The organism is Streptomyces cyslabdanicus, from assembly GCF_052663305.1.
Genome location: NZ_JBQRUW010000048.1, coordinates 94,793 through 119,699 on the forward strand (window position 1 = coordinate 94,793; position 24,907 = coordinate 119,699).

General features: G+C 73.0%; 24 protein-coding genes. 6 read left to right on the plus strand and 18 right to left on the minus strand.

Features of this window, described 5'->3' with window-relative positions; translation table 11 throughout:
• Positions 1 to 25: 25 nt before the first annotated feature.
• From ACTYVM_RS28010 to ACTYVM_RS28040, 7 genes are all read right to left on the minus strand, one after another.
• A complete protein-coding gene (locus ACTYVM_RS28010) occupies positions 26 to 670 on the minus strand; it encodes a hypothetical protein (protein WP_445528617.1) in 645 nt (214 codons plus the stop codon).
• Between the two features lie 52 nt (positions 671 to 722).
• A complete protein-coding gene (locus ACTYVM_RS28015) occupies positions 723 to 2,120 on the minus strand; it encodes an FAD-dependent monooxygenase (RefSeq protein ID WP_445528618.1) in 1,398 nt (465 codons plus the stop codon).
• 26 nt (positions 2,121 to 2,146) lie between these two features.
• Positions 2,147 to 3,322, minus strand: a complete 1,176-nt coding sequence (locus tag ACTYVM_RS28020) for an MAB_1171c family putative transporter (protein WP_445528619.1) — start codon at positions 3,320 to 3,322, stop codon at positions 2,147 to 2,149.
• 115 nt (positions 3,323 to 3,437) lie between these two features.
• Positions 3,438 to 4,607: an MAB_1171c family putative transporter gene (locus ACTYVM_RS28025; protein ID WP_445528620.1), complete on the minus strand. Its 1,170-nt coding sequence runs from the start codon at positions 4,605 to 4,607 to the stop codon at positions 3,438 to 3,440.
• Positions 4,604 to 5,110 (minus strand): toxin, encoded by a 507-nt coding sequence (locus ACTYVM_RS28030; RefSeq protein ID WP_445528621.1) that lies wholly within the window; start codon positions 5,108 to 5,110, stop codon positions 4,604 to 4,606. The genes ACTYVM_RS28025 and ACTYVM_RS28030 overlap by 4 nt, the downstream gene beginning before the upstream one ends.
• A 267-nt stretch (positions 5,111 to 5,377) precedes the next feature.
• A complete protein-coding gene (locus ACTYVM_RS28035) occupies positions 5,378 to 8,344 on the minus strand; it encodes a glycoside hydrolase family 35 protein (RefSeq protein WP_445528622.1) in 2,967 nt (988 codons plus the stop codon).
• A 159-nt stretch (positions 8,345 to 8,503) separates the two neighbouring features.
• Positions 8,504 to 10,351 carry a pyridoxal phosphate-dependent aminotransferase gene (locus ACTYVM_RS28040; protein ID WP_445528623.1) on the minus strand — a complete coding sequence of 616 codons (1,848 nt, stop codon included), beginning with the start codon at positions 10,349 to 10,351 and terminating at the stop codon, positions 8,504 to 8,506.
• Positions 10,352 to 10,645: 294 nt separating this feature from the next.
• On the opposite strand from ACTYVM_RS28040, the gene ACTYVM_RS28045 reads away from it, so the two are divergent.
• Entirely contained in the window at positions 10,646 to 11,476 is an 831-nt protein-coding gene (locus ACTYVM_RS28045) for an SCO2400 family protein (RefSeq protein ID WP_445528624.1), read from the plus strand.
• Positions 11,477 to 11,570: 94 nt separating this feature from the next.
• Here ACTYVM_RS28045 and ACTYVM_RS28050 read toward each other — a convergent pair whose 3' ends face one another.
• Complete coding sequence (locus ACTYVM_RS28050) at positions 11,571 to 12,020, minus strand: MarR family winged helix-turn-helix transcriptional regulator (RefSeq protein ID WP_445528625.1); 450 nt, start codon at positions 12,018 to 12,020, stop codon at positions 11,571 to 11,573.
• A gap of 87 nt (positions 12,021 to 12,107) precedes the next feature.
• Here ACTYVM_RS28050 and ACTYVM_RS28055 point away from each other — a divergent pair, with 87 nt between their 5' ends.
• Both ACTYVM_RS28055 and ACTYVM_RS28060 read left to right on the plus strand, forming a co-directional pair.
• Positions 12,108 to 13,106, plus strand: a complete 999-nt coding sequence (locus ACTYVM_RS28055) for an NADP-dependent oxidoreductase (protein ID WP_445528626.1) — start codon at positions 12,108 to 12,110, stop codon at positions 13,104 to 13,106.
• Positions 13,107 to 13,218: 112 nt separating this feature from the next.
• Positions 13,219 to 13,647 carry an organic hydroperoxide resistance protein gene (locus ACTYVM_RS28060; protein ID WP_445528627.1) on the plus strand — a complete coding sequence of 143 codons (429 nt, stop codon included), beginning with the start codon at positions 13,219 to 13,221 and terminating at the stop codon, positions 13,645 to 13,647.
• Between the two features lie 171 nt (positions 13,648 to 13,818).
• Here the strand turns inward: ACTYVM_RS28060 and ACTYVM_RS28065 are convergent, their stop codons facing one another.
• On the minus strand, positions 13,819 to 14,790 hold the full coding sequence (locus ACTYVM_RS28065) for an aldose epimerase family protein (protein ID WP_445528628.1): 972 nt from the start codon (positions 14,788 to 14,790) through the stop codon (positions 13,819 to 13,821).
• Between the two features lie 56 nt (positions 14,791 to 14,846).
• A complete protein-coding gene (locus ACTYVM_RS28070; protein ID WP_445528629.1) occupies positions 14,847 to 15,728 on the minus strand; it encodes an SGNH/GDSL hydrolase family protein in 882 nt (293 codons plus the stop codon).
• A 253-nt stretch (positions 15,729 to 15,981) separates the two neighbouring features.
• Here ACTYVM_RS28070 and ACTYVM_RS28075 point away from each other — a divergent pair, with 253 nt between their 5' ends.
• Positions 15,982 to 16,476, plus strand: a complete 495-nt coding sequence (locus tag ACTYVM_RS28075; RefSeq protein WP_445528630.1) for a DUF3145 domain-containing protein — start codon at positions 15,982 to 15,984, stop codon at positions 16,474 to 16,476.
• 124 nt (positions 16,477 to 16,600) lie between these two features.
• On the opposite strand, the gene fabF is transcribed toward ACTYVM_RS28075, so the two are convergent.
• From fabF to fasR, 5 genes are all read right to left on the minus strand, one after another.
• Positions 16,601 to 17,872 (minus strand): beta-ketoacyl-ACP synthase II, encoded by a 1,272-nt coding sequence (gene fabF, locus ACTYVM_RS28080; RefSeq protein WP_445528631.1) that lies wholly within the window; start codon positions 17,870 to 17,872, stop codon positions 16,601 to 16,603.
• Between the two features lie 86 nt (positions 17,873 to 17,958).
• Positions 17,959 to 18,207: an acyl carrier protein gene (locus tag ACTYVM_RS28085; RefSeq protein WP_003989952.1), complete on the minus strand. Its 249-nt coding sequence runs from the start codon at positions 18,205 to 18,207 to the stop codon at positions 17,959 to 17,961.
• 100 nt (positions 18,208 to 18,307) lie between these two features.
• Positions 18,308 to 19,339, minus strand: coding sequence for a ketoacyl-ACP synthase III (locus tag ACTYVM_RS28090; RefSeq protein WP_445528632.1), 1,032 nt, complete (start codon positions 19,337 to 19,339; stop codon positions 18,308 to 18,310).
• A gap of 21 nt (positions 19,340 to 19,360) precedes the next feature.
• Entirely contained in the window at positions 19,361 to 20,278 is a 918-nt protein-coding gene (locus ACTYVM_RS28095; protein ID WP_445528633.1) for an ACP S-malonyltransferase, read from the minus strand.
• An 89-nt stretch (positions 20,279 to 20,367) separates the two neighbouring features.
• Positions 20,368 to 21,573, minus strand: a complete 1,206-nt coding sequence (gene fasR, locus ACTYVM_RS28100) for a fatty acid biosynthesis transcriptional regulator FasR (RefSeq protein ID WP_445528634.1) — start codon at positions 21,571 to 21,573, stop codon at positions 20,368 to 20,370.
• A gap of 88 nt (positions 21,574 to 21,661) precedes the next feature.
• On the opposite strand from fasR, the gene ACTYVM_RS28105 reads away from it, so the two are divergent.
• The gene (locus ACTYVM_RS28105) at positions 21,662 to 22,330 is read left to right on the plus strand and encodes a pirin family protein (protein WP_445528653.1); all 669 of its coding nucleotides are present in this window, start codon (positions 21,662 to 21,664) and stop codon (positions 22,328 to 22,330) included.
• Positions 22,331 to 22,480: 150 nt separating this feature from the next.
• On the opposite strand, the gene ACTYVM_RS28110 is transcribed toward ACTYVM_RS28105, so the two are convergent.
• Positions 22,481 to 22,891 (minus strand): winged helix-turn-helix transcriptional regulator, encoded by a 411-nt coding sequence (locus ACTYVM_RS28110; RefSeq protein WP_445528635.1) that lies wholly within the window; start codon positions 22,889 to 22,891, stop codon positions 22,481 to 22,483.
• A 99-nt stretch (positions 22,892 to 22,990) separates the two neighbouring features.
• Here ACTYVM_RS28110 and ACTYVM_RS28115 point away from each other — a divergent pair, with 99 nt between their 5' ends.
• Positions 22,991 to 23,596, plus strand: a complete 606-nt coding sequence (locus tag ACTYVM_RS28115; RefSeq protein ID WP_445528636.1) for a malonic semialdehyde reductase — start codon at positions 22,991 to 22,993, stop codon at positions 23,594 to 23,596.
• Positions 23,597 to 23,777: 181 nt separating this feature from the next.
• Here ACTYVM_RS28115 and ACTYVM_RS28120 read toward each other — a convergent pair whose 3' ends face one another.
• Both ACTYVM_RS28120 and ACTYVM_RS28125 read right to left on the minus strand, forming a co-directional pair.
• On the minus strand, positions 23,778 to 24,545 hold the full coding sequence (locus ACTYVM_RS28120) for an alpha/beta fold hydrolase (protein ID WP_445528637.1): 768 nt from the start codon (positions 24,543 to 24,545) through the stop codon (positions 23,778 to 23,780).
• A complete protein-coding gene (locus ACTYVM_RS28125) occupies positions 24,527 to 24,901 on the minus strand; it encodes a GNAT family N-acetyltransferase (protein WP_445528638.1) in 375 nt (124 codons plus the stop codon). The genes ACTYVM_RS28120 and ACTYVM_RS28125 overlap by 19 nt, the downstream gene beginning before the upstream one ends.
• Positions 24,902 to 24,907: the final 6 nt, after the last annotated feature.

Consider the following 24,907-nt stretch of genomic DNA (forward strand, 5'->3'; position numbering starts at 1 on the left):
CGCGCCGCCGTCCCCGCGCGTCTACTCAGCCGTGCTCACTCGTCCGGGTCCGTTGCAGCAGGCCCCAGGTGAACTCGGCGACGACCTCCCGGTGGACGCCCTGACCGTCCGGGGCCCGGAACGCCAGGCCCCAGCGGGTCGGGGCGGTGCCCTCCAGGGGACGGACCGGGGCGAAGGCGCGGGCGGCCTCGTCGACCGTGCAGGACCAGGGGGTCAGGTCGGCCGTGGTCCGCAGGTCGGGCCCGGCGGCCCCCGGGGCGCGGACCAGCCACTCGTTCCAGACCCGGCCGTCCGGGCCGGCCAGCACCTCCAGGCGCAGGTCGGGCCAGAGCGGGACGGGCCAGTTGCGGGCCTCGCAGTCCAGGTCGCCGATGCGGCGGGCGGTCGTCGACTCGGGCTCGCCGAGGATGGAGCGGATGGGGGTACCTCCCATGCCGCTCAGGCTATGGGGGAGCGAGGCGGCCGAGCGGGCCCGTGGTGAGCGGACCATCGCCTGCCAGCGCTTGTTGGCCTCGCGCATCCGCGCGCGGGAGACGCCCAGCGTACGGAGGGCGTCCTCCACCAGGTCCGGGTTGTGGTCGGCCATGCGGCGCAGCAGCACCAGCTGGAAGTCCAGCGGGGTGAAGGGGCCGGCGGGGCGCTCTCCGGAGGACGTGGTCATGGGATCCATCGTCGCCCACCCGGCCCCGCCCGGCGCTTTCCCGTCCGGCCCCTTCGCCGGGTCAGGTGTTCGTCCGGTCCAGTCCCTCAAGGATCTTGCGTTCGGCCGGGGTCAGCGGCGGCCCTGCCAGCGGCGGGAGCAGAGGGCCGTTGAGCACGTCGAGGAGGGTGTCGGGGCGCAGGAGGCGCTGCGGCCCGGCGCTGAGGCTGGTGACCTCCCAGAGGGCGGCCGCGGCGCGGTAGGAGCCGGTGGCCGCCTTCGTCAGCCGGCGGCTGTAGGAGGTGACCAGACGGTCGGCGGGTCCGGGCCGGGCGCCGCGGCTGTTCGGGTACCAGACGTCCTGGCCGACCGCGGCCGCCCAGGCCGCGTCGACCGGACGGGCGGCGCCGCGCTGCACCCGGCGGGCCAGACCGGGCGCGTCCGGGCCGAAGCGGCGCAGCTCCTCGCTCAGCAGCCGGGCGCCGAGCGCGGCGACCGACATGCCCTGCCCGTAGGCCGGGTTGAAGGTGGCCACCGCGTCTCCGAGCGCCACGAAGCCCTCCGGCCACCGCGGCAGCTTCTCCAGGTAGCGGCGCGCGTTGCTGGTGCTGCGGCTGATGTGCACGTCGGTGAGGGGCTCGGCGCCGGAGACGAGCCGGCCGACGATGGGCGACGGCAGATCGAGGGCGTAGCGCAGGAACCCGTCGGGGTCCGCCGGCGGCTCACCGCCCCGCGAGCCGGCCAGGCTGACCATCCAGCGGTCGCCCTCGATCGGCAGCACCATGCCGCTGCGGCCGGGCCGGCCCACGTACGGGTCGGCCTGCACCATCGTCAGCGGGAACTGCTCGGCCCCGGCGGGCGTGCGGTACACGCGGGTGGCGTTGACCAGCCCGGCGTCCACGCCACGCTCGCGCACCCCGGAGATCCCGAGTTCCCCGAGCCAGGTCACCACCCGCGACCCGCGCCCGCTCGCGTCGACCACGAAGTCCGCGGCCAGCACCTCCTCCGCCGCGGGGGTGGCGACGCGCACCCCGCGCACGCGCCGCACGTCGCCCACCAGGCCGACCGCCTGCGCCTTGCGGATCACCGTCCGGGTGTGGGCGAGGACGGTGGAGCGGACCGTGAAGTCCAGCAGGGCGCGGGTGCAGCTGAGCATCCGCGGCCCGTCGTGCCGCCAGCGCCGCAGCCAGCCCTCGGGGGTCAGGGCCACCATGCCGTGGCCCAGGGGTATCTCCCGGGCGTCCGCGGCCAGCAGCCGCCGCCGGATGCTCCCGCCCGGCATCAGCTCCTCCATGGCGGCCAGGCCACCGGCCATGAGCAGATGGGCGTGGCGCCCCTGCGGCAGGCCCCGGCGGTGCTCCGGCCCCTCGGGCAGGTCGTCGCGGTCGATCACGACCACGTCGTCCACGACGTCGGACAGCACCGCCGCGGCCAGCATGCCGGCCAGTCCGGCACCGATGACGACAGCTCTACGGGGCATGGGGCTCCTCGAAGTCGGCCATGGACTCAGCCATGGGAGGTCCTCACCGTTCCTGCTTGTACGGCGGTTTCGGCGGCCGTGCGGACCAGCGCCTGCGCCAGTTCCACAAGACCGCCGGTTCCGGACACCTCCGTGGCGTGGAGGCGGTATCCGCTCGGCGCCGTGAGCGGCTCCTCGCGGGCGGCGGCGCGGTGCGCGGCGTCGGCGAGCATCGCCGCCTCCGCCGCGATCCGCGCCTCGTGCGCGCCGCGGCCCGCACGCCGGGCGGCGGCCAGCGCGCGCTCGCGGACCTCGTCGTCGAAGTACGGGGCGAGCCCGAGCAGCGCGTCGTGGATGGACACCTCGCGCCACTGAAGGCGCGCCAGCGGCAGCTGCCACCACGGGCTCGGCGGCTTGGGCGCGGTGGACACGAAGCGCACCCGCGACCACAGCGGGCCCAGCCGCCGGTGGTCGCGCAGGCCGCGCGCCTGGGCGAGGACCGCCGGGAGCAGCCTGGGCAGCACGAGACCCGCCGAGCACAGCAGCGCGCCGAGCGAGGCCATCGGCGGGGCGACCTTCGTGGACAGCACGTCCAGGTCGTGCCCCGTCCAACGCGCCGTGATCGCCGTGTACTTGGACAGCTGGAAGCCCACCACGTCCAGCACCGAGCCGGCCAGGAACAGTCGCAGCCCGGCCCGCAGCAGCCCGGTGACCTCGCGGCTCCACTTGACGCACAGCGCGCACGCCGCGAGCGTCGCCGCGCTGTGCCCGAGCAGGTAGAGCAGGATCATCTCGCGCAGGTACGGAGTGTTGGCGTAGTAGGTGTCCAGGTCCGTGAGCCGCTCGGTGCGGGCGTCGCCCAGCGCGAACAGCACGACGATGACGACGATCAGCGAGGCGTAGGCGGCGATGCTGCGCAGCACCGTGCGCCGCACCCGCTCGCGCGGGCCGCCGCGCCAGTTGATCAGCAGGATGAGCAGCGAGCAGCTGTACGCGGAGAGCATCCCGTAGGTCAGCGGGGCACCGAAGTTGGGGATGCCGGTGAGCTCGTTGACGGAGGCCAGGGTCAGCGGCGCCGAGCAGACGAAGACCAGCGAGCCGAGGACGATCGCCGCGCAGGTGGACATGGTCAGCGGGTTGTGCACCGCGGTGCGCGGCCGCCGCAGCAGCACGGCGGCGGACAGCCCGAAGATTCCGGCGGCCAGATACACGACGAGACTCACCCCGACCACCTCCCACCGGCGAACCCGCGGCGGACCACTGTCCTCGTGGCTGTCGTGGCTGTCGTGGCTGTCGTGGCGGGCCTGCGGTGCGGGCGGTGTGCTGTGCGTGACGTGGTCATGGTGTGCTCGTGGGGGTCGTACCGCTGGGAACTCGGGCGGCCGTCACGGGGGCCGGTGCGGCCAGCGCGTCCGCCACGCGGACCAGGGCGGCCGGACCCGGCACCCGGACGGGCAGCCGGCCCGCCTCGCCGGGCAGCGGCCCGCCGCTCTCCTCGCGCACGGCGGCGGCGATGACCGCCGCCCACGCGGCGGCCTCGGCGCGCTCGGCGTCACCGGTCGCCCCCAGCACCGCCGCGTGGGTCCGCTCGTACAGGGACCGGTCGAAGGACGCGTCCAGGTAGCTGAGCGCGTTGTGGATGCTGGTCTGACGCCACATCAGCCGTGTGGTGGGCGTGGCCCAGCGCGGCCGCGGCAGCCGCAGGCAGCGGCGGGTGAGCAGTTCGTCCAGCTCGCGCTCCAGCGGTTCCAGCCGCGCGTACGCCCGCCCGGACCGCCGCCACTCGGTGAGGTGGGGCCCGGCCAGCGGCACCAGGATGCCCGCCGACGTCAGCAGGGCGCCCAGCCCGGCCACGGCCGGCGAGACGTTCGTGCTCAGCCCCGACCAGTCCCGCCCGCACCAGCGGGCGACCACGGCGACCAGCTTGGACACGCTGTACCCGGCGCCGCACAGCGACCCAAGACCCAGGACCAGCAGCCCCGCGCGCAGCCAGCCGTCCACCTCGCGCGCCCACCGCACCGCGGACACCGCGGTGACGCTGACGGCGGCGAGGTGCCCCACCAGGTACAGCACGATCATCTCGGCGACGAACGGCGTCGTCGCGTAGTAGGTGTCCAGGTCGGTACGGCGCTCCACCGGCGCCTCGCCCAGCGCGAACGTGGCGGCGATGCCGACGAGTACCAGCGTGTAGGCCGCCATCCAGCGCCGGGCCACCCGGTGCACGTGCCCGCCGCCCCGCCAGTAGACGACGAGGACCTGGGAGGCCGCGCTGTAGGCGGTGATCGACCCGTACGTCAGCGGCGCGGCGAGGTTCGGCACACCGCTGAGCCGGTTGATCGCGCCGACCGTCGGCGGGGCCCCGAGCAGGAAGCAGAAGCCGCCCAGACCCAGCACCGCGCAGATCGCGCGCAGATAGGGATCGCTCCGGTGGCGGGCCAGTTCGGGGGCCTTCACCGCGAGGCCCAGCCACAGCACGCCGCAGCTGACGTAGTTGATCAGGCCGCTCATCTTCCCCGGTTCCCCCGGTAGTTGAGCGCGGCTCCGATACGTCCGGCGAGGTCCTGGCCGTGGTCGGGGCCGTCGTTGGGCGACGGTTCCGCCGACGCCTCCAGCCAGGTCCGCAGCCGACGGCCCATCAGCATGCCGAAGCGGTCCGCCTCCTGCTCGTCGGCCAGGCTGAAGTCGGTGCGCGCCGCGACCGGCCGGGGCGGCCCCCCGGCGGGAGCGGCATCCGCGCCGGTCTGCCGCCGGCTCATGTGCCACACCTCGTGGCAGAAGATCACGATCTGGTGCCACACGGCGGCCCGCTGGTCGACGACGACCACGTCCTGGGTCTCGCCCTCCAGCCACAGCCCGCTGGCGGTGTGCGGTGGGAACACCTCCCGCCGGACGACGACCGGGCGGCCCCGCCAGGCGCTGACGGAGTCGACGAGCGCGGCCAGCAGCACCTCGGGGTCGGCGGGGACCGGAACCCGGATGGGGTCGACGAGCGCGTCGGCGAGCCGACGCATCTCCCTTCTCCTACGCACGATGTTCCCCCGTGGATCTCCCAGGCCTGCCCTCATCATCCCCGGGCCGCCCGCGGTGGCGGAAGGTCCTTCCCCCCTCACCCGCGTCACTCATGAGCGGGCACGCTCCCGGCCGGTCCTGCGGCCCCGCGCTGAGCCCATCGGCGCACCCCTTCCGGCCCTCCACCACGGAGGGCCGTCCGAGCCTACGCGGCCCAGGTTGCCCGCGTCATGCGATCCGACGCCCGTGCCACGGCCCCGAACGCGCGGTCACCGCCCCGGCGAGGGCAGCGGCGTCACCGGCACCCCGCCGGCCGCCGCGCCCAGCAGCGTCAGCCGCACCTGCCCCGGGCCGGACAGCGTGGTGAACTCCGACAACACCGCCAGGGCCAGGGTGTTGACGCCCCGGGTGCGCAGGATCCCGTTCGGCAGGACGAACGTGTGCTGCGGACCGACGCCGTTGACGTACTGGCCCAGGTTCCAGCCGTTGAGGAAGATCTGCGCGCGGTAGGAGCGGTACCGGTCGTCGTCCAGGGTGAGCCCGATCGAGGCGTCGACGCCCGGCTCGACGGCCGCCCGGAACGTGGTCCGGTACCAGGTCACCCCCTGCCGCCGCACCGCGCGCGGGAACGTCACCGGCTCCCAGTCGCGGTCCGGGAAGCCCGGCAGGTGCCAGCCCTCCCGCTCCCCGTACAGCCCGCCGTTGTTCAGCGGCCCGCGCACCGGGTCGGGAGCGGCCTCGCCCTGGATCCGCCACCGCACCTTCGGCGCGCCCCCGGTGAAGGTGACCGCCGTCAGGCCGCGCGCCGCCTTGTGGGTGTCGCGCGCCGCGTCGTCCTGGTCGTGCTGCATCCGCCGCACCAGGACCGACAGCACGTGCCGGCCGGGCCCGCGCAGCGCTCCGCGCACCGGGAAGACCGCCGTGTCCGACCAGCTTCCCCGCCGCGGAGTGCCGCCTTCGGGCACCGGCAGCCGGTGGGTGCCCAGCGGCTCCCCGTCCAGCCAGGCCATCAGCAGCCCCTGCGTGCCCGCGCTGTAGGCGAGGGAGACCGATGCGATGCCGGTGGCGTCCGTGAACGTGCCGCGGTACCAGACGTCCCCGTAGTGGAAGCCGTAGTCGTCGGCGAACAGCACGGGCCCGCCCTTCGGCACGGGGGTCGTGCTGTACGAGGACGTCCGGTCGGCGGCCCGCCACGCCGAGTCGTCGAAGGCCGGCCCGGCCTCGGGGTTCTCGGCACGCATCCGCCAGCCGCCGAGCGCGGGCAGTGTCACCTCGGGCACGCCCGGCAGCGGCACGTCGGCCCGCAGGCTCTTCGAGCCGGTCGCCGACACCGGCACCGCCCGGCCGTTCCACGTCACACCGTCGACGCCGCGCGGGCCCCACACCTCCAGGCCGGTCTCCTCGACGGTGTCGCCGGTGAGGTGCACCGTGGAGCCGCGCACGGTGGCGGTGCGCAGCAGCGCCGGGCCGTGGACCAGCAGGGAGCCCGACGGGGTGTCGTACGGCCACAGGCGCGTCGAGGTCGCCTCGTCGGCGAAGAGCAGCATCAGCGGCCGGCCGTTCCCGTCGCCCTCCACCCGGACCCCGATCAGCCCGCCGGCGCCGAGCGGGACGGTCAGGCGCAGCAGGCCCCGGTCGTAGGCGTACGCGGCCTGCTGGCTCAGCCGGGTGACCCGCGGCTCCTGGGCGGACTCCAGCACCACGCGTGCCAGTTCGCCGTACCGGCCGCAGAACACGACGACGTCCTGCCCCCCGGCGGTGAGGAACAGCATCGGCTGCGCGGTGGAGTACCGCACGGTGCGCCGCCCCAGGGTCAGCCCGGTGACCATCAGCCGGGCGTCCCGGGCCGGCACGGTCACCGGCAGGTCCGCGCCGGCCGTGCGCAGCGTCGAGGAGACCTCCCGGTCGCCGTCGTTGCGCAGGACGTGGACGTGGGTGCCGGTGTCCGGGTTCCTCAGGTGGTACGTCGTCAGCCCGCGCACCTTCACGTCGGCCGCGCGGTCCAGCCTGGCGAAGTCGGGAAAGCGCTGGAGCATGTGCCCGATCTGGTGCATCGGCACCAGCTTGTCGGTGGGCCGGCGGCCCTCGTCGAGGGCCGCCCCGTAGTCGTACGACGTGTAGACGGCCGGCGAGGGCAGCCAGCCCCAGGAGGTGCCGCCGAAGGCCATGTACACGTTGTGGACGGTGATGCCGTTGGCGAGGTGGGTCAGGTAGCAGCGCCGCTCGTACGCCGCGTCCCGGGTGCGCCGCGACTCCGCGTACCCCGTGCCGTTCGACGAGGCACCGCCCCACGGATCGGGCCGGCCGCCGCCGGACTGCGGCATGAACCCGGGCGTGCGGGGACTGGCGCTCGCCCCGCCGGTCCTCCCGCCGGCGCCGAAGTGCCCCCAGTCGGGCGGGGTTCGGGACGGCGAGGGGGACCCGTCGAACCCGTACAGCCAACCTCGCTTCTCGCCACCGGTGTCGAACGACCCGGGCGTCCAGTGGCCGTTCCTGCCCTTGTCGTTGTGGAAGAGGGGGACGTCGATGCCGTCGGCGCGCACCTTCCGGTACAGGTGGGCCATGTAGGCGCGCCCGGTCGGCTTGTTTACGTGGGCGTCGTACTCGTTCTCGATCTGGTACAGCAGCACCGTGCCGGTGCCCCGGGTGAACAGGTGCCGGACGGCGATGGTGTTGACGTGGCTCAGCCACTCGTCGACGTGCTTGAGGTAGGCCGGATCGGCGGTCCGCGCGGTGCCCTCGGTGGTGGTCAGCCAGCCGGGGAATCCGCCGCCGTCGACCTCGGCGCCGATGTGGGGGCCGGGGCGCAGGATGACGTACAGGCCGGTCTCGGCGGCCGTGCGCAGGAAGAGGTCCAGGTCGCGCACCCCGGTGAAGTCGTACCGTCCCGGGGCGGGGGAGTGGTAGTTCCAGGCCACGTGGATGCTGACGGCGTTGAAGCCGTACGCGCGCATCTTCTGGAGCACGTCCCGCCACAGGTCGGGGCTCGGCAGCCGGAAGGGGTGCATCTCGCCCGACCACAGCACCAGCCGCCGGCCGTCGACCAGCAGCGAGTAGCGGTCGTAACCGACGTTGTGCCACCGTCCGTCGGCGCTCGGCGGGGGTGGCGGCGGGCCCGTGGGCGCGGAGCGCGCGGCGTAGGCCGACGGTGCCCCCGGTCCACCGCTGCCGCCCAGGGCCAGTCCGAGCGCGGCGGTGCCCGCGAGGGCGCTGAATGAACGTCTGCTGAGCGCCAAGGGTGTGCCTCCGGGGCGATCTTACGGGGCGCGGGTTCCGCTATTTTGCACGGCGGCCGTCCCGCGCCACGCACGCGCACGGAACCGGTACGGGGCGCCCGGCACAGCACGGGCGCCGCCGCAGCCCCACGGAGCAGGCGGGCCGCCCCTGGCCCCGCGCTACCCCGCCTGCCCCATGCCCGCCGCGTCCGGCCAGTTCTGGTGGCTGGGCCAGCCGGTCGCCGGGGCCGGGGCCAGGCCGTGGGCGCCCGGGGGCGGGGCGGTCATGCCGCGCACCTGGGCGGCGGTGAGGCCACCGCGGGCGGGGACGCCCGGCGGGGTGAGCGGGGGAGCGGACGCCGGAACGGGAGCGGGTGCCGGCATGGGAGCCGGGGTGGGGAAGTGGGCCGGCGCCGGTATGGGGGCCGGTGCCGGGGCCTGTTGCGCCGCCGGTGCCAGGGGATGCGTCGGGGCCGGTGCGGCGCCCGGCGGAGGGGTGGCCGCCGGCAAGGACGTGCGGGGGTCGGCGGGTTGGGCGGCGAGAGCCGCCGACGCCGCGACGGGGAGTGGCATCGCGACGCCGACGGCTGGTCCGGGGACCGCGGCGGCCGGGACGGCCGTTCCCGGGATTGCGGCCGCCCCGGGAGCGGCGGCGACCGCGGGGGCGGCCATCCCCGGCATTGCGGCTGCCGCTGGAGGGGCGGAAGCCGGCGAGGCGGCGACCGCGGGAGGGGTGGCGGCGACCGCGGGAGCGGCGGGGGCGATCGCGGGAGCGGCGGCGGCCGCGGCGGTCCAGGCGGTGGCCGCCATCCGCATGCCGCCCCCGTTGGTCTCACTCATCAGCCGGTCCACCGCGGCCGTACCCGAGCTGTAGGTGGTCCCTGTCCCCGGCTCGGGTACGGCCGCTTCCCTTCCGCTCCCGTAGAGCACCTGTTCCAAGGCGGACGCGAGACGACGCACGTCGACCTCGGGGCGCACCACGAGCCGCAGGAAGCGGCTGGAGGAGCCGATCTTGTTGCCGCACTCGCGGACCAGGATCCGGTGCTCGGTGAGCAGCCGGTCCCGGACCACGGTGCCCTCGGCGCCCACGGGAAGGCGCACGAAGAGGAAGTTGCCCTGGGACGGGTAGACCGTCAGACCGGGCAGCGCCGAGAGGCGGGAGGCCATCTCCATCCGGTCGCGGCGCACCTGCTGAAGACTCAGCCGGTACTCCGTGCCGTGCTCCTTGAGCATGAACACCACGTGCTCGGCGAAGGAGTTGAGGTTCCACTTCGGCAGCATCGAACGGACCCTGCCCGCCAGCGCCGGGTTGGCGACCAGGTACCCGAAGCGGATGCCGTGCAGGCCGAAGTTCTTGCCCAGGCTGCGCAGCACGACCACGTTCGGGCGCAGCATCGCCTCCTGCACGACGCTCGGCTCGGCCTCGGCGTCGGCGAACTCCAGGAACGACTCGTCGATCACCACCAGGTCCAGGTCGGCGAGGGCGTCCATGAACTGCACCAGGGCGTGCTTGGGCACGAAGCCGCCGTCGGGGTTGTTGGGGTTGCAGACCACGGCGACCCTGGTCCCCCGCGCCCGGATGAACTCGGCGTACCGGGCCGGGTCCAGGACGAAGCCGTCGGACTCCTGGAGCGGGAACATGTCGACCCGCTTGTCGGTCTCCATGGGCTGGTCGGTCCAGCGGCCGAAGGTGGGGACGGGAACGGCCAGGGACTCGCGCACCAGCAGGTGGTCGATCCAGGTGATCAGCTCGGTGGAGCCGTTGCCCATCGCCACGCACTGCGGCGGCAGCTGGAGCAGGCTGCACAGCTCGGCCGTGATCGTGTCGGCGCCGGACGGGTAGTACGTGATGATCTCGCGCAACCGGGTCGCCATGTCCTGGAACATGGTGGGCGTGGGGAAGTAGGGGTTGCACGGAATGCAGAAGTCCACCGGCCCGGCCCCGTCGCCGCCCTCCCGTGTCAGCGCCGCCATCGACGGGCTGTGCGCCGCGGCGCCGCGGAACAGCGAGGTGACGTTGTCGGCCATGGAACCTCCGTGTGTGGCGGGCCCGGTGGGGACGACCGGGCCCGTCGACCTGGGGTGGCCCGCGCGGGGGAGCACGGGCCGCCCATGGATACGGAGGCGGAGGCGGCGTTGTTCAACTCATGTGTGGGACGTGTGGTTTTCGGGTAGCCGGAGCCTCGGCGGGCGGAGTGGGTGCCGAAGAGTCCGACAGGCGCGGGTTTCGGTGAACCTTTCGACAATTTTTTCGATCCCGCACAGAACCTTCACAGAGGTGCCTAGGAACCGAGCCCATCCGGAACTTACTCTTCCCGCGTCATGAACTACTGCCACCCGTGCCGACGGCACCTCAACGGCGCCCTCGCCTGCCCGGGGTGCGGCACCCCAGTGGAGACGCTCCCCGCATACGCGGAGGATCCCGGGGTGGGCGCGGAGGCGGTGACCGCCCAGGTCCCGCAGGAGAGCGGGGAGTCGCGCCTCGCCCAGGACCACGGCGACGACGGTGGACCTGACGGGGGCGGCGGCGACACCGAGGACACCGAGGACACCGAGGACGCGGAGAGCGCGGAGCCTGCGGAGACTGCCGGGCGCCGGGGTGCGAGCCGGCGGGACCGCAAGGCGGCGGCCCACCGCAGGCGCCGCCGCCGGATCCTGCTGATCACCGCAGGCTTCGTCCTGGCGGGCAGCGGCCTGAGCCTGGCCGAACTCGGCGTCGACGCACCGGCCCTGCCAGGCTTCTCCCATCCCGAACCGGCGGCGGTCGGCGACGACGCGGGGGAGGACGAGGCATCCCCCTCGGGCGCCGGCGGTACGGCCGCGCCGGCCGGCGGCACGCCGGAGACCGGCGCGGCCACGGCCGCACCGGACGCCTCGGCGTCGGCCTCACCCTCCGCCTCCGCCTCCACGAAGGACGGGAAACCGAACCCGGACGCGAGCGACGCGAGCAGCCCCGGGCGGTCGCCCGAGGCGACGGCGCAGGACGGCACGGGCGCAGGCACGGACGGGCCCGGTGCGCCGGCCCCGGCGACCTCGGAGGCGCCCCGGCCCGCGGACCCCCCGACGACCGCCCCCGCCCCGCCGGCCCCTCAACCGGACCCGACCCCCACCCCGACCCACAAGTGCGACCGCTTCCTGTGGTGGTGCACGTAGGGCGCGATCCACTGCCGCGGGCCGCGCGGGCGCCGCAGGTGTCGAGCGGCACTCGTCGGCGCTGGGCCGTACAGCCCCGTGACGCCGGCCGCGGTCAGCCCGGTTCCCCTTGGTCCGTCATCCGCCGCAGCAGGTCCCGCAGCGCCAGCCGCTCCTCCTCGGACAGGCCCGCCAGCGGCTCCCGGGCGAAGCGCAGCCCCTCCCGCAGTTCCCGGGCCACCCGCCGCCCCTCCTCCGTCGCCGCCGCCAGCTTCACCCGCCGGTCACCCGGATCCGGCCGCCGCTCCACCAGTCCCCGTGTCTCCAGCCGGTCCACGATCCCGGTGACGTTCGACGGCTCGCACTTCAGCTTCTGCGCCAGCTTCCGCATCGGCAGCGGTTCCAGCGACAGCAGACTCAGCAGCCGCGCCTGCGCCCCGGTCAGCGCGTGCTCCCCGGCGGCTTCCTCGTAGTCCTCGTAGAACCGGGCCACGACGTCCCCGATCAGTTCGACGACCTCGAGGGTCAGCGCGTCGGGGCGGCGGGTGTTCGGTGCAGCGGCCATGCGACCAGCCTACCCGCTTACTTGACTTCGTTAAATATTCAGGCGCATGGTTGTTTCAGGAACTGAAGTAACGGAAAGGCGCTGGTCGTGATCAACCGAGAATGGCACCTGCTCAGCCGCCCGGTCGGCTGGCCGCAGCCCGAGGACTTCGCCCTGGTCGAGACCGAGGTCCCGCGGCCGCGCGAGGGGCAGGTCCTCGTACGCAACGAGTACCTCTCCGTCGACCCTTATATGCGGGGCCGGATGAGTGCGGCCAAGTCGTACGCCGAGCCGTACGAAGTGGGCAGGCCCATGCAGGGCGGCGCCGTCGGCGAGGTCGTCGCCTCCGAGGCCGAGGGGATCGCCGTCGGCGACCACGTCCTGCACTTCGGCGGCTGGCGCGAGTACGCCGCCGTGAACGGCCGCAGCGCCGTCAAGGTGGACCCCGCGGCCGCGCCCCTTCCGGCGTACCTCGGCGTCCTGGGCATGACCGGGCTGACCGCCTACGCCGGCCTGCTGCGCGCCGCCTCCTTCACGGCGGGCGACGCCGTCTTCGTCTCCGGGGCGGCCGGTGCGGTCGGCGGGCAGGTCGGGCAGATCGCCAGGCTCAAGGGCGCCTCGCGGGTGATCGGCTCCGCCGGCTCCGACGAGAAGGTCCGGCTGCTGACCGAGGAGTACGGCTTCGACGCCGCCTTCAACTACAAGAACGGTCCGGTGGCCGAGCAGTTGAGGGCCGCTGCCCCGGACGGCGTCGACGTCTACTTCGACAACGTCGGCGGCGAGCACCTGGAAGCCGCCATCGGCTCCCTCAACCTGGGCGGCCGCATCGCCGTCTGCGGGATGATCTCGGTCTACAACGACACCGAGCCCGCCCCCGGCCCGCGGAACCTCGCCCGGCTGATCCAGACCCGGGGCCGCATCCAGGGCTTCCTCGTCGGCGACCACTACGACCTCCAGCCCGAGTTCGTGCGGGAGGTCGGCGCCTGGGTGCGCTCGGGCGAACTGAAGTACCGCGAGACCGTCGTCGAGGGCATCGGGAACACACTTGAGGCCTTCCTCGGCGTGCTGCGCGGCGACAACACCGGAAAGATGATCGTCAGGCTGTGACCGCTCCCCGTGGCCGTTCCCTGGAGTTTCGGTATGCGGTAACTTCTTTCCGAAACCGCCGGGTGCGACCGTGGGCGCGAGTCGCGGCGGACGAAGGAAGGAACTCAATCCCATGTCCAGCCCCGCAATCCGACCCTCCGACGTCCTGTACACCGCCGTCGCCACCGCCGAGAACGGCCGCGACGGCCGGGTCGCCACCGACGACGGCAGGCTCGACGTCGTCGTCAACCCGCCCAAGGAGATGGGCGGCAGCGGCGCCGGCACCAACCCGGAGCAGCTGTTCGCCGCCGGCTACAGCGCCTGCTTCCAGGGCGCCCTCGGCGTCGTCGCCCGCCAGGAGGGCGCCGACATCTCCGGCTCGACCGTCACCGCGAAGGTCGGCATCGGCAAGAACGAGGACGGGTTCGGGATCATCGTGGAGATCTCCGCGGACATCCCGAACGTCGACGCCGCGACGGCCAGGAGTCTGGTGGAGAAGGCCCACCAGGTGTGCCCCTACTCGAAGGCGACCCGGGGGAACATCACGGTGACCCTGGGCTGAGCCCGCCGGCGCCCGCCCGGCCGGTGATTGTGAAGGGTTCGTACGGGATCGCGGCGCCGTGCCCGATCACCGGCCGCTTCCTCCCCCCGGCGGTTAACGTCTGGTCCGGGCCGAGTCCGCCCACCTGCAGCCCCGGCCCGGGACCTGACCCCCGGGCCGGGGCTGGTGCGTTCAGCGGGCCGAGAAGCCGTACACCGTCCGCGAGCGGAAGACCTCGCCCGGCCTGAGCACGGTGCTCGGGAAGCCCGGGCGGTTGGGGGAGTCCGGGAAGTGCTGGGTCTCCAGGGCGATCCCGTCGCCGGGAGCGAAGGGCGCGGGAAGGTGGTCGCCGGTGTAGAGCTGGAGGCCCGGCTCGGTCGTCGCCACCGTCAGGACCCGGCCGGACGCCGGATCGTGCAGTTCGGCGACCTCCACCGGCACGTCCGTGACGCCCTTGTCGAGGACCAGGTTGTGGTCGTAGCCGGAACCCACCTTGCGCGTCCGCCGGAAGTCGAAACGGGTGTCCGCCACCTCGTCCAGAACGCCGGTCGGGATCAGCTGCGCGTCCACCGGGGTGTACCGGGAGGCGTCGAGCCGCAGTTCGTGGCCGCCCGCGTCGCCGGCGCCGCCGAGGTTCCAGTACGAGTGGCTGGTGAGGTTGACGACGGTCGGCGCGTCCGTGACCGCCGAGTAGGCGATGTCCAGGGCGCCCGCCTCGTCCAGGGTGTACGTCACCGAGACCTCCAGGCGGCCGGGGAAGCCCTCCTCACCGTGCGGGCTGACCCGGCTGAGCCGTACGCCGTGCCCGACCGGCGTCATCTCCCACATCCGCCTGTCGAAGCCGCCGTCACCGCCGTGCAGCGAGTTGTCGCCCTCGTTCTGCTCCAGCGCGTACGTCCGCCCGTCCAGCGGGAAGCGGCCCTGGGCGATCCGGTTGGCGTACCGCCCGATCAGCGCGCCGAGGAACGGCTCGGGGTGGGCCAGGTAGCCGTCCAGGCCGGGGAAGCCCAGCACCACGTCCGCCGTGCGTCCGTCCCGGTCCGGGACCTCGACGGACTGCACGATCCCGCCGTACGACAGCACCCGTACCCGCACCCCGGCCCGCTCCAGCGTCCAGCGGTGCACCTCGGTGCCGTCGGCCAGCGTGCCGAAGAGTTCGCTCATGGGGAAACCCTAAGTCCTGTCGGCAGGGGGCCGTTCGGGGGTTCTGCGGGGGCCGTTCAGGGGATTTTCGCGGTGACGGTCCGGTAGGCGATCTCGGCGAGCCGGGCCTGGCCGTTCCGGCTCGGGTGGAACCAGTCCCAGGGACTCAGCTGCTTGGTGTCGAAGCGGTAGTCGAAGACCGCGTTGTTGTCGAAGCGGCAGCGGGGGTCCTTCGCGCAGACCTCCTTCAGCACCTCGTTGTACGCCCGCACCCGGGCCTGCACCGTGTCGCGCCGCTTGGTGGCCGCGGCGTCCAGCGCGTCGGCGTCGCCCAGCATCGACGGACAGAGGCCGAGCTTCCAGATCTGCTTGCCCAGAGCGTTCGTACGGCCCGCGGACCACAACCGCTTCAGATCCGGCACGCTGGCGACGTACACCTGAGTCTTGGGCAGCGCCTGACGCAGCGTGTTCATCGCGGTCTGGAACCCGGAGCGGAAGTCCGCCACCGTGGTCATCGTGTCCAGGGTGTCCCGGCAGGCGTCGTTGGCGCCCGCCATCACCGTGACCAGTTGCGGCTTCTTCGGCACGGCCTGCTTCATCTGGCCGTTCAGATCGGCCATCCGGGACCCGGTCACCGCGAAGTTCCAACTGTGCTGGGCCGCCCCGGTCGCCCCGAGCAGCCGCACCGCCAGGCTGTTGACCGACGCGTCACTGCCCGTCGCCCAGGACGCCGCCGGGCAGTCCGTCAGCACCATGCAGGTGTCGAAGCCGCGGGTGATGGAGTCGCCGACCGCGGCGATCGAGTCCGGGCTGGTGTTCCAGACGGGCGGCGCCGCCGCGGGCGGGCGGGAGGCACCGGAGCCGGCTTCCGCTCCGGCGGCGCTGCAGCCCGTGATGGTCAGTACGGCCGCCGCCACGACGGCGCGGGCGGCCCGGGTACGGTGACGTCGTTTCCGCATGCCGTGATCCCCTCGGTCGTCGTGAAGTGCTCCCCTCCATGAGAACGCGCGAGGGTTCCCGCCCCCACTCGAGTGGGCGGCTCGCACCCGTACAAGCGTCCCCCTGGGTGAATGGAGGGCGTTTCCTGGCACCGGGACCGACGGTACGTCACACTCCTTGCCCCGTCTCACGGTAGCCTCGCCATCAGCGTGGCCTCACCCGCCACCGCTGTCCGCCCGCCCGCACCATGTCCCGCTCTGCCCGGAGGTCCAGGTGACGACACGTGGAGTTCTGTACGTGCACTCCGCGCCGCGCGCGCTGTGCCCGCACGTCGAGTGGGCCGTCGCCGGGGTGCTCGGTACGCGCGTCAGCCTGGACTGGATCCGGCAGCCCGCCTCGCCCGGCACCTGGCGCTCGGAGTTCTCCTGGCAGGGCCAGCCCGGCACCGCCTCCAAACTCGCCTCCGCGCTGCGCGGCTGGCAGTTGCTGCGCTTCGAGGTCACCGCCGAGCCCTGCCCCACCGCCGAGGGCGAGCGCTACAGCTGCACCCCCGACCTCGGCATCTTCCATGCCGTCACCGGCATCCACGGCGACATCCTCATCCCCGAGGACCGGCTGCGCGCCGCCCTGCTGCGCTCCCAGCGCGGCGAGAGCGACCTGGAGGCCGAACTCGCCAAGCTCCTGGGCAAGCCCTGGGACGACGAACTGGAGCCGTTCCGCTATGCGGGTGAAGGCGCCCCCGTGCGCTGGCTGCACCAGGTGGTCTGACGGCGTCGCCTCCGCGACGACCGCTCGCGGAACCCGACAGCAGAACCCGGAGGGCCCCACCGATCGGTGGGGCCCTCCGGGTTCTGCTGGGTGCTGTCGGTGCTGCCCGTGCCGGCTGGGGCGATCAGACCGTCCGGAACGCCAGCACCACGTTGTGCCCGCCGAAGCCGAACGAGTCGTTCAGCGCGGCGATACGGCCCTCGGTGGGCAGCTTGCGCGCCTCGCCGCGGACCACGTCCGCGTTCGCCTCGGCCTCGGGGTCGATGTTCTCGACGTTGATGGTCGGCGGAGCCACCCGGTGGTACAGCGCCAGCACGGTCGCCACCGACTCCACACCGCCCGCGCCACCGAGCAGGTGGCCGGTCATCGACTTGGTCGCGGAGACCGCCATGTGGTCGGCGTCGTCGCCGAAGACCTTGCGCAGCGCCTTCAGCTCGGCGATGTCACCCGCCGGCGTCGAGGTGGCGTGCGCGTTGACGTGCACGATCTCCGCCGGGTCCAGGTCGGTGTTCTCGAGCAGGTGCTGCAGGGCGTGCGAGATGCCGCGGCCCTCCGGCTCCGGCTGGACGATGTCGTGGGAGTCGGCGGAGATGCCCTGGCCGACCGCCTCCGCGTAGACGCGGGCACCGCGCCTGGCGGCGTGCTCGGCGGACTCCAGGACGAGCACACCCGCGCCCTCGCCGAGGACGAAGCCGTCCCGGTCGACGTCGTAGGGGCGGGAGGCGCCCTCGGGGTCCTCGTTGTTCTTCGACATCGCCATCATGTTGCCGAACGCGGCGATGGGCAGCGGGTGGATCGCCGCCTCCGTACCGCCGGCGACGACGACGTCGGCCCGGCCGGTGCGGATCATCTCGATGGCGTAGCCGATGGCCTCGGCGCCCGAGGCACACGCGGAGACCGGCGTGTGCACGCCCGCGCGGGCGCCCACGAGCAGGCCCACGTTGGCCGACGGGCCGTTCGGCATCAGCATGGGGACGGTGTGCGGGGAGACGCGGCGGACGCCCTTCTCCTTCAGCACGTCGTACTGGTCCAGCAGGGTGGTCACACCGCCGATGCCGGAGGCGACGACCGTGCCGAGCCGGTCCGGGTCGACGGTGCCGTCCTCGCCGGCCTTGCCGGTGAACCCGGCGTCCTTCCAGGCCTCCTGGGCCGCGATCAGCGCGAACTGCGCGGAACGGTCGAGCCGGCGCGCCTGCGGCCGCGGGATGACCTCGGTCGGCTCCACGGCCACCAGGGCCGCGATACGGACGGCCTGGTCGGCGGCCCACTCCTGAGTCAGGGGCTTGACGCCGGACTTGCCGGCGACCAGGCCCTCCCAGGTGGAGGCCACGTCGCCACCCAGCGGTGTGGTTGCGCCGATACCGGTGACGACCACGGTGCGATTGGTCGAGCTCACGGGAATTCTTTCTCCAACGGAACGAGGATTCGTACGGCGCCACCGCCGGGTGGCGGGGCAGTCAGCCCAAGGCTGTGATCGGTCGATCAGCCCTGGTGCTTGAGGATGTAGTCGGTCGCGTCGCCGACCGTCTTGAGGTTCTTGACGTCCTCGTCGGGGATCTTGACGTCGAAGCGCTCTTCGGCGGCGACGACGACCTCGACCATGGACAGCGAGTCGACGTCCAGGTCGTCGGTGAAGGACTTGTCCAGCTGGACGTCCTCGACCGGGATCCCGGCGATCTCGTTCACGATCTCCGCGAGACCGGCGACGATCTCTTCCTGAGTGGCGGCCATGTCGGCGCTCCTTCGTAGATTTCCAGAGGGTGTGGCGCCCGCCGCGTCAGCGGCAGGGGTGTGCGGTCCCGCACCGGAAGCATGATCCGGCACGGAGTGCCTAGGGGAGGGTAACGACCGTCGCGGCGTACACGAGACCCGCCCCGAAGCCGATGACGAGCGCGGTGTCGCCGCTCTTCGCCTCGCCGGTCGCCAGAAGCCGCTCCATGGCGAGCGGGATCGAGGCGGCCGAGGTGTTGCCGGTGGTGCGGATGTCACGGGCGACCGTGACGTGCTCCGGCAGCTTGAGCGTCTTCACCATCGAGTCGATGATCCGCACGTTGGCCTGGTGCGGGATGAAGACGTCCAGGTCGTCCGGCGAAAGCCCGGAGGCGTCCAGCGCCTCCTTGGCGACCTTCGCCATCTCGAACACGGCCCAGCGGAACACCGCCTGGCCTTCCTGCGTGATCGCGGGGAACTTGACGTTCCCCTCGCTGTCGACGGGCAGCGAGGACTCGTCGCCGCTGTGGAAGCGGTCCCACGGCACGGTCTGCTTGATGGTCTCGGACTTGTCGCCCTCCGAGCCCCACACGGTGGGGCCGATCCCGGGCTCCTGGGAGGGGCCGACCACGACCGCGCCGGCGCCGTCGCCGAACAGGAAGGCCGTGGCCCGGTCCTCCAGGTCGGTCAGGTCGGAGAGCCGCTCCACGCCGATGACCAGCACGTACTCCGCCGAGCCCTCGACGACCATGCCCTTGGCCAGGGTGAGGCCGTAGCCGAAGCCGGCGCAGCCCGCCGAGATGTCGAAGGCGGCCGCCTTGTCCGTGCCGAGCCGGTCCGCGATCTCGGTGGCGATGGCCGGGGTCTGGCTGAAGTGCGAGACCGTCGAGACGACCACGGCGCCGATCCGCGAGGCGTCGATCCCGGCGGCGGCGATCGCCTTGCCGGAGGCCTCGATCGACATGGCCGCGACGGTCTCCTCGGGCGACGCCCAGTGCCGGGTCTCGATGCCCGAGCGCGAGCGGATCCACTCGTCGGACGAGTCGATCCGCTCGAGGATCACCTCGTTGGGCACCACCCGGGTGGGCCGGTAGCCGCCCACACCGAGGATGCGCGCGTACGGGGCACCCTTGCTCGGCTTGATCTTCGACATGCTCGTCGGCTCCTTAAGGCGTCAGGCGCTCGCGTGCTCGGTGATGAGCTCGCGGGCCGCGTCGAGGTCGTCGGGGGTCTTCAGCGCCAGCGTCTTCACGCCGGGCAGCGCGCGCCGGGCCAGACCGGTCAGGGTGCCGCCGGGGCACACCTCGATCAGGGCGGTGGCGCCCAGCTCCTTGAAGGTCTCCATGCACAGGTCCCAGCGGACCGGGTTGGCGACCTGACCGACCAGCCGCTCGACGACCTCGTCGCCGCTGTGCACGGGACGGCCGTCCTTGTTGGAGACGTAGGTGATCTTCGGGTCGGCGGGCGAGAGCGCCTTGGCGGCCTCCGCCAGCTTCTCGACCGCGGGGGCCATGTGGCGCGTGTGGAAGGCGCCGGCCACCTTCAGCGGGATGACCTTGCGCACGCCCTCGGGCATGTCCTCGTTCAGTGCGGCGAGCTGCTCCATGGTGCCGGCGGCCACGATCTGGCCGGCCCCGTTGACGTTCGCCGGGGTCAGGCCCAGCTTGAGCAGGTGCGCCGTGGACACGTCCGGGTCGCCGCCCAGCAGCGCCGACATGCCGGTCTCGGTGATCGCGGCGGCCTCGGCCATGGCCAGGCCCCGCCGGCGGACCAGGGTCAGCGCGGAGATCTCGTCCAGGACGCCCGCGAACGCGGCGGCGGTGATCTCGCCGACGCTGTGGCCCGCGACCGCGTCCGCGCCGGTGTCACCCAGTGCCGAGGCCGACAGGAGGCCGGCGGCGACCAGCAGCGGCTGGGCCACCGCGGTGTCGCGGATCGCGTCCGCGTCGGCCTGGGTGCCGTAGTGCACGAGGTCCAGGCCGATGGCGTCGGACCAGGCGGCCACACGGTCGGCGGCACCGGGCAGTTCGAGCCAGGGAGTCAGGAAGCCGGGCGTCTGGGCGCCTTGGCCGGGAGCGACGAGTACGAGCACTCTCACACTCTCTCTTGGGGACGGCCGCGACCGCCCGTGGGGACAGGGACGAAGAACAGGAAGGGGTTTTGTGGACCCCCGACAAAAGCCTAGGCCTGGGTATCTCCATCGGCCAGACGCCCCAGGATCAGTGCGATCCGGAGGGTGAACGCGGATCGTACATCGGAGGGTGACCAACCGGTGACGTCAGTCACACGTCGGAGCCGGTAGCGCACGGTGTTCGGGTGAACGAAGAGCATTCTGGCCGCGCCTTCCAGACTGCTCGCCTGTTCCAGATAGACGCTGAGAGTTTCCAGCAGCGCGGAGCCGGCCTCCTCCAGCGGTCTGTAGATCTCCTCTACCAACTGCTCGCGCGCGCCCGGGTCTCCGGCGATGGCGCGCTCCGGCAGCAGGTCGTCCGCCAGCACCGGCCGCGGTGCGTCCTGCCAGGCCGAACACGCCTTCAGCCCGGCCGCGGCGGCCTGCGCGGACCGGGTCGCGGCCAGCAGGTCCGGCACGACCGGCCCGGCGACGACCGGCCCGGCGGCGTACGGCCCGATCAGCGACTTGGCCACCGCCAGCGGGTTGTCGCTTCCGCCCGCGATCACCACCAGCCGGTCCCCGAGCACCCCGGTGAGCACCTGGAGCTTGGCGTGCCGGGCGGCCCGCCGGATGGCCTCCACGGTCAGCTCGGAGTCCCCGTCGGGCGCGGTCCCGAGCACCACGCACACGTGTTCGGGGGAGTTCCAGCCCAGGGCGGCGGCCCGCGACACGGCCCCCTCGTCGGCCTCCCCGCTGAGCACCGCGTTGACGACCAGGGACTCCAGCCGCGCGTCCCAGGCACCGCGTGCCTCGGCGGCCTGCGCGTAGACCTGGGCGGTGGCGAAGGCGATCTCGCGGGCGTAGACGAGCAGCGCCTCCCGCAGCACGGCCTCGTCCCCCGGCGCCGCCACCTCGTCGATGGCCGACTCCATGACCTCGATCGTGGTGCGCACCATCTCCACGGTCTGCCGCAGCGTGATCGCCCGCGTCAGCTCGCGCGGCGCGGTCCCGAACACGTCGGTGGAGATCGCCTGGGGCGCGTCCGGGTGCCGGAACCACTCGGTGAAGGCGGCGATGCCCGCCTGGGCGACCAGCCCGATCCACGAACGGTTCTCCGGGGGCATCGCCCGGTACCACGGCAGCGTCTCGTCCATCCGCGCGATCGCCTGCGCGGCCAGCGACCCGGAGGACCTCTCCAGTCTCTTCAGGGTCGCGGCGTGCGGATGGAGGGAGTGGGCTGCGGCTTCGGCGGGGCGGGATTCGGGTTCGGGCACGGGGACAAGACTGCCTCATCCGGACGTGCGTGCGTGCCGCCGGGTCGGGACGGGGACCTCACGGCAGGCGTTTACGGTGGTGTACGTGATCGACGTACGGCGCGCGGCAGAGCGCTACCCCGGCGGCGAGACGGCGGCCGGAATCACCACCCGGCACGCCTTCTCCTTCGGCCCGCACTACGACCCGGACAACCTCCGCTTCGGGGCGATGATCGCCTGCAACGAGGAACACCTGGTCTCCGGCGCCGGTTTCGACGAGCACCGGCACAGCCACACCGAGATCGTCACCTGGGTCATCGAGGGCGAGCTGACCCACCGCGACTCCACGGGCCACGAGACGGTGGTCCGCCCCGGCGACGTCCAGCGGCTCAGCTCGGCGGGCGGCGTCCACCACGTGGAACGCAACGCGGGCCATGCCCCCCTGACCTTCGTCCAGACCTGGCTGGCCCCCCTGGAACCCGGCGGCACCCCCTGCTACGAACTCGTCCGCGGCATCGCCGACGCCACCCCGTACGCCGTCCCGGAGGCCGGCGCCATGCTCCACGTACGGCGTCTGAGGACGGGGGAGCGGACGGCGGTCCCGCCAGCCGGGTACGTGTACGTCCATGTCGTCCGGGGCGAGGTGTGGCTGGACGGGGAGCAGCTGAGCGCGGGGGACGCGGCGCGCATCACGGATGCCGCCGGGGACCTGGAAGTGGTGGGGGCGACGGATGCGGAGCTGTTGCTGTGGGAGATGGGGGCGGCAGACGAGGAATGAACGAACGAGCCTGACCGCGCCCCACCCCGCTGGCACGAGCCAGGCGTCTGTTGTGACGTCAAGTCCGTCTCAAGATGACCGGAGTGGACCCTGCGTCGCACTCGGCAGGATCATCCGTCCCGCGCACCGGTTACCGAGTTCGGCGTCTGGCTAGCAGCGGCGGCCGCCGTGTTGTGTCGCCGGCGGTGTTTTCGGCAGGTGGCGGGCTGCCCACGTGGCCAGTTCCTCCAGGGTGGGCATCAGGGCCTCCCCTGCCGGGGTGAGGCGGTAGCGGACCGTGACGGGCGGGCCGGGCTCCACCTCGCGGAGCGTGAGCCCTGCGGCGGACAGTTCGGTGAGTCGCTCCGAGAGGACCGAGTCGCTGATGCCCTCCACCGCGCGCCGCAGCTCGGCGAAGCCCAGCGGGCCGTGCTGGAGGGTGGCCAGGATGATGCCGTTCCACCGCTTGCCGAGGAAGCGAAAAGCGCTGGTCAGTGCACCGCCACAGGCCGCCGGGTGATGTTGCCCGGCACGGTCGTCGTTGCCCTGGTCGGCCGATCGTGTGCCTGTTACTTCCTTCATCGCTTCAGGATAGCCGGGTGCTACTCTGCGAGATGTTGCTATGTTTTTCGAAGCGACATTGTTTCAGCTAGCTACTACGCGTTCACACGGAGAATCCCCATGTCCGCAGGAACCCTTCCCCGCATCGACGACGACGCCCGCGCCGCGCTCTTCACCGACGCGCGCACCGCGTTCTCGTTCGCCGGCACACCCGTCGACGACGAGACGCTGGGCGGCGTCTGGGAGCTGGCCCGGTGGGCCCCCACCGCCGCCAACATGCAGCCGCTGCGCGTCCTGTACGTCCGTACACCCGAGGGCAAGGAGCGCCTGCTCCCGCACCTTGCGGAGGGCAACCGACCGAAGTCGGCCTCTGCGCCGGTCGTCGCGGTCCTCGCCGTGGACAACCGCTTCCACGAGCACATCCCGCAGATCTTCCCGATCCGCCCGGAGATGAAGGACCAGTTCGAGTCCGACCCGGCCCACCGTGACGGCATCACGTCCTTCAACGGGCCGCTCCAGGCGGGCTATTTCATCCTCGCGGTCCGCGCCTTCGGCCTGGCCGCCGGACCGATGGCCGGCTTCGACGCCGCCGGGCTCGACAAGGAGTTCTTCCCGGAGAACGACTGGCACTCCATCCTCGTCGTCAACATCGGCCACCCCGCCGGGGCCCCGGAGTTCGGCCGCCTGCCGCGTCTGAGCCACGAAGACGTCCTCGACTGGGCCTGACACCCACGGCACACCCGGTGCTCGGCCGGCGTCGGCCAGGCGGGCGGCCGGCGGCGCAGGTCACGGCTTGAGCGCGGGAGAACTCCACCGGCGCGCCGTGTCGGGGTCCACCTCGCTGACGCTGTGGATCGGCCAGGCTCCGGCTGTACGGATCTCGAGCCGCTCGAGCCGCTCAAGCCGCTCAAGCCGCGAGGGCCGCGGCGGTGGCGCGTGCGAAGGCCTCCGGGTTGTCCAGCATGATGTTGTGCCCGCAGTCCGGGACCGGGATGACGGACACCCCGGATGCGGTGAGGGCCTCCGCGCCGTCGAGCGGCCCGTCGGACTCGGGGAGCAGGAAGGTGCGCGGGATGCTCAGGCGGAGGAGAAGTTCGCGCATCGTGGGGGTGGTGCCGCGGGTGAGGTGGACCGCGCTGCGGTGCAGGGCCGCCCGGCCGGCCAGACGCATGGTGGACCACCAGTGTGCGCCGGCCGCGTCGCGGACGTGTGTCCAGCCGCCGTTCAGGAACTCCGGCTCGGAGTAGGCGGCGATGCCGCTGCTGCCGGGGGCGCCGGGGGAGGGCGTGATCGGGTCCAGGTTGGCGTCGACCAGGACCAGCCGGGAGACCAGGCGGGGGTGGCGGCTCGCCAGAACGATGGCGACGGAACCGCCCATGCTGTGCGCGACCAGTTCCGCCCCGGCCACCCCTGCTGCGGTCAGAGCGGTGGCCAGCGCGTCGGCATGGGATTCCAGGGTGTAGTCGAAGTCCGTCGGCCGGTCGCTGATGCCGTGGCCCAGGAGATCGACAAGCAGTGAGCGGTGCCCGGCGAGGAGAGGGTGGACGGCGACTTCGGCGAAGTAGGCGGGCGAGGTGGCGCCGAGGCCGTGCACATAGACGCGTGCCGCGTCCCGCCCCGGCAACTCGACCCAACGGATCCGGTCGCCCCCAGGTGTTACGACGGCGTCGCGCATCCTCTGTTCCCCCAGCTCGCAACCGACAGACGACGACACCGTACTTGCCCCCGGTAGTGGGCTTCTTCGGCGTAGCCGCAGCGCAGGAGGACGCGGCGCATCGGGTGGTTGTCCTGGCGGGTGGTTCCCTCGATGCGATGTACGTGCGGGAACTCCTCGAACAGGTACCGCGTCAGCCAGGTCACGGCCGCGTGGCCGATGCCGCGTCCCCGGTGTCCGGACCGTAGGCGCAGGTCGAACAGGGGCGTGTCGTCGGCCACCTCGCTGACGCTGTGGAACGGCCGGCCCTCACCGGTCAGGAAGCGGACCAGGGGCTCGGTGTCCGAGGGGAGCAGGCGCCGGAAGGTGATGTCCACGGTCGG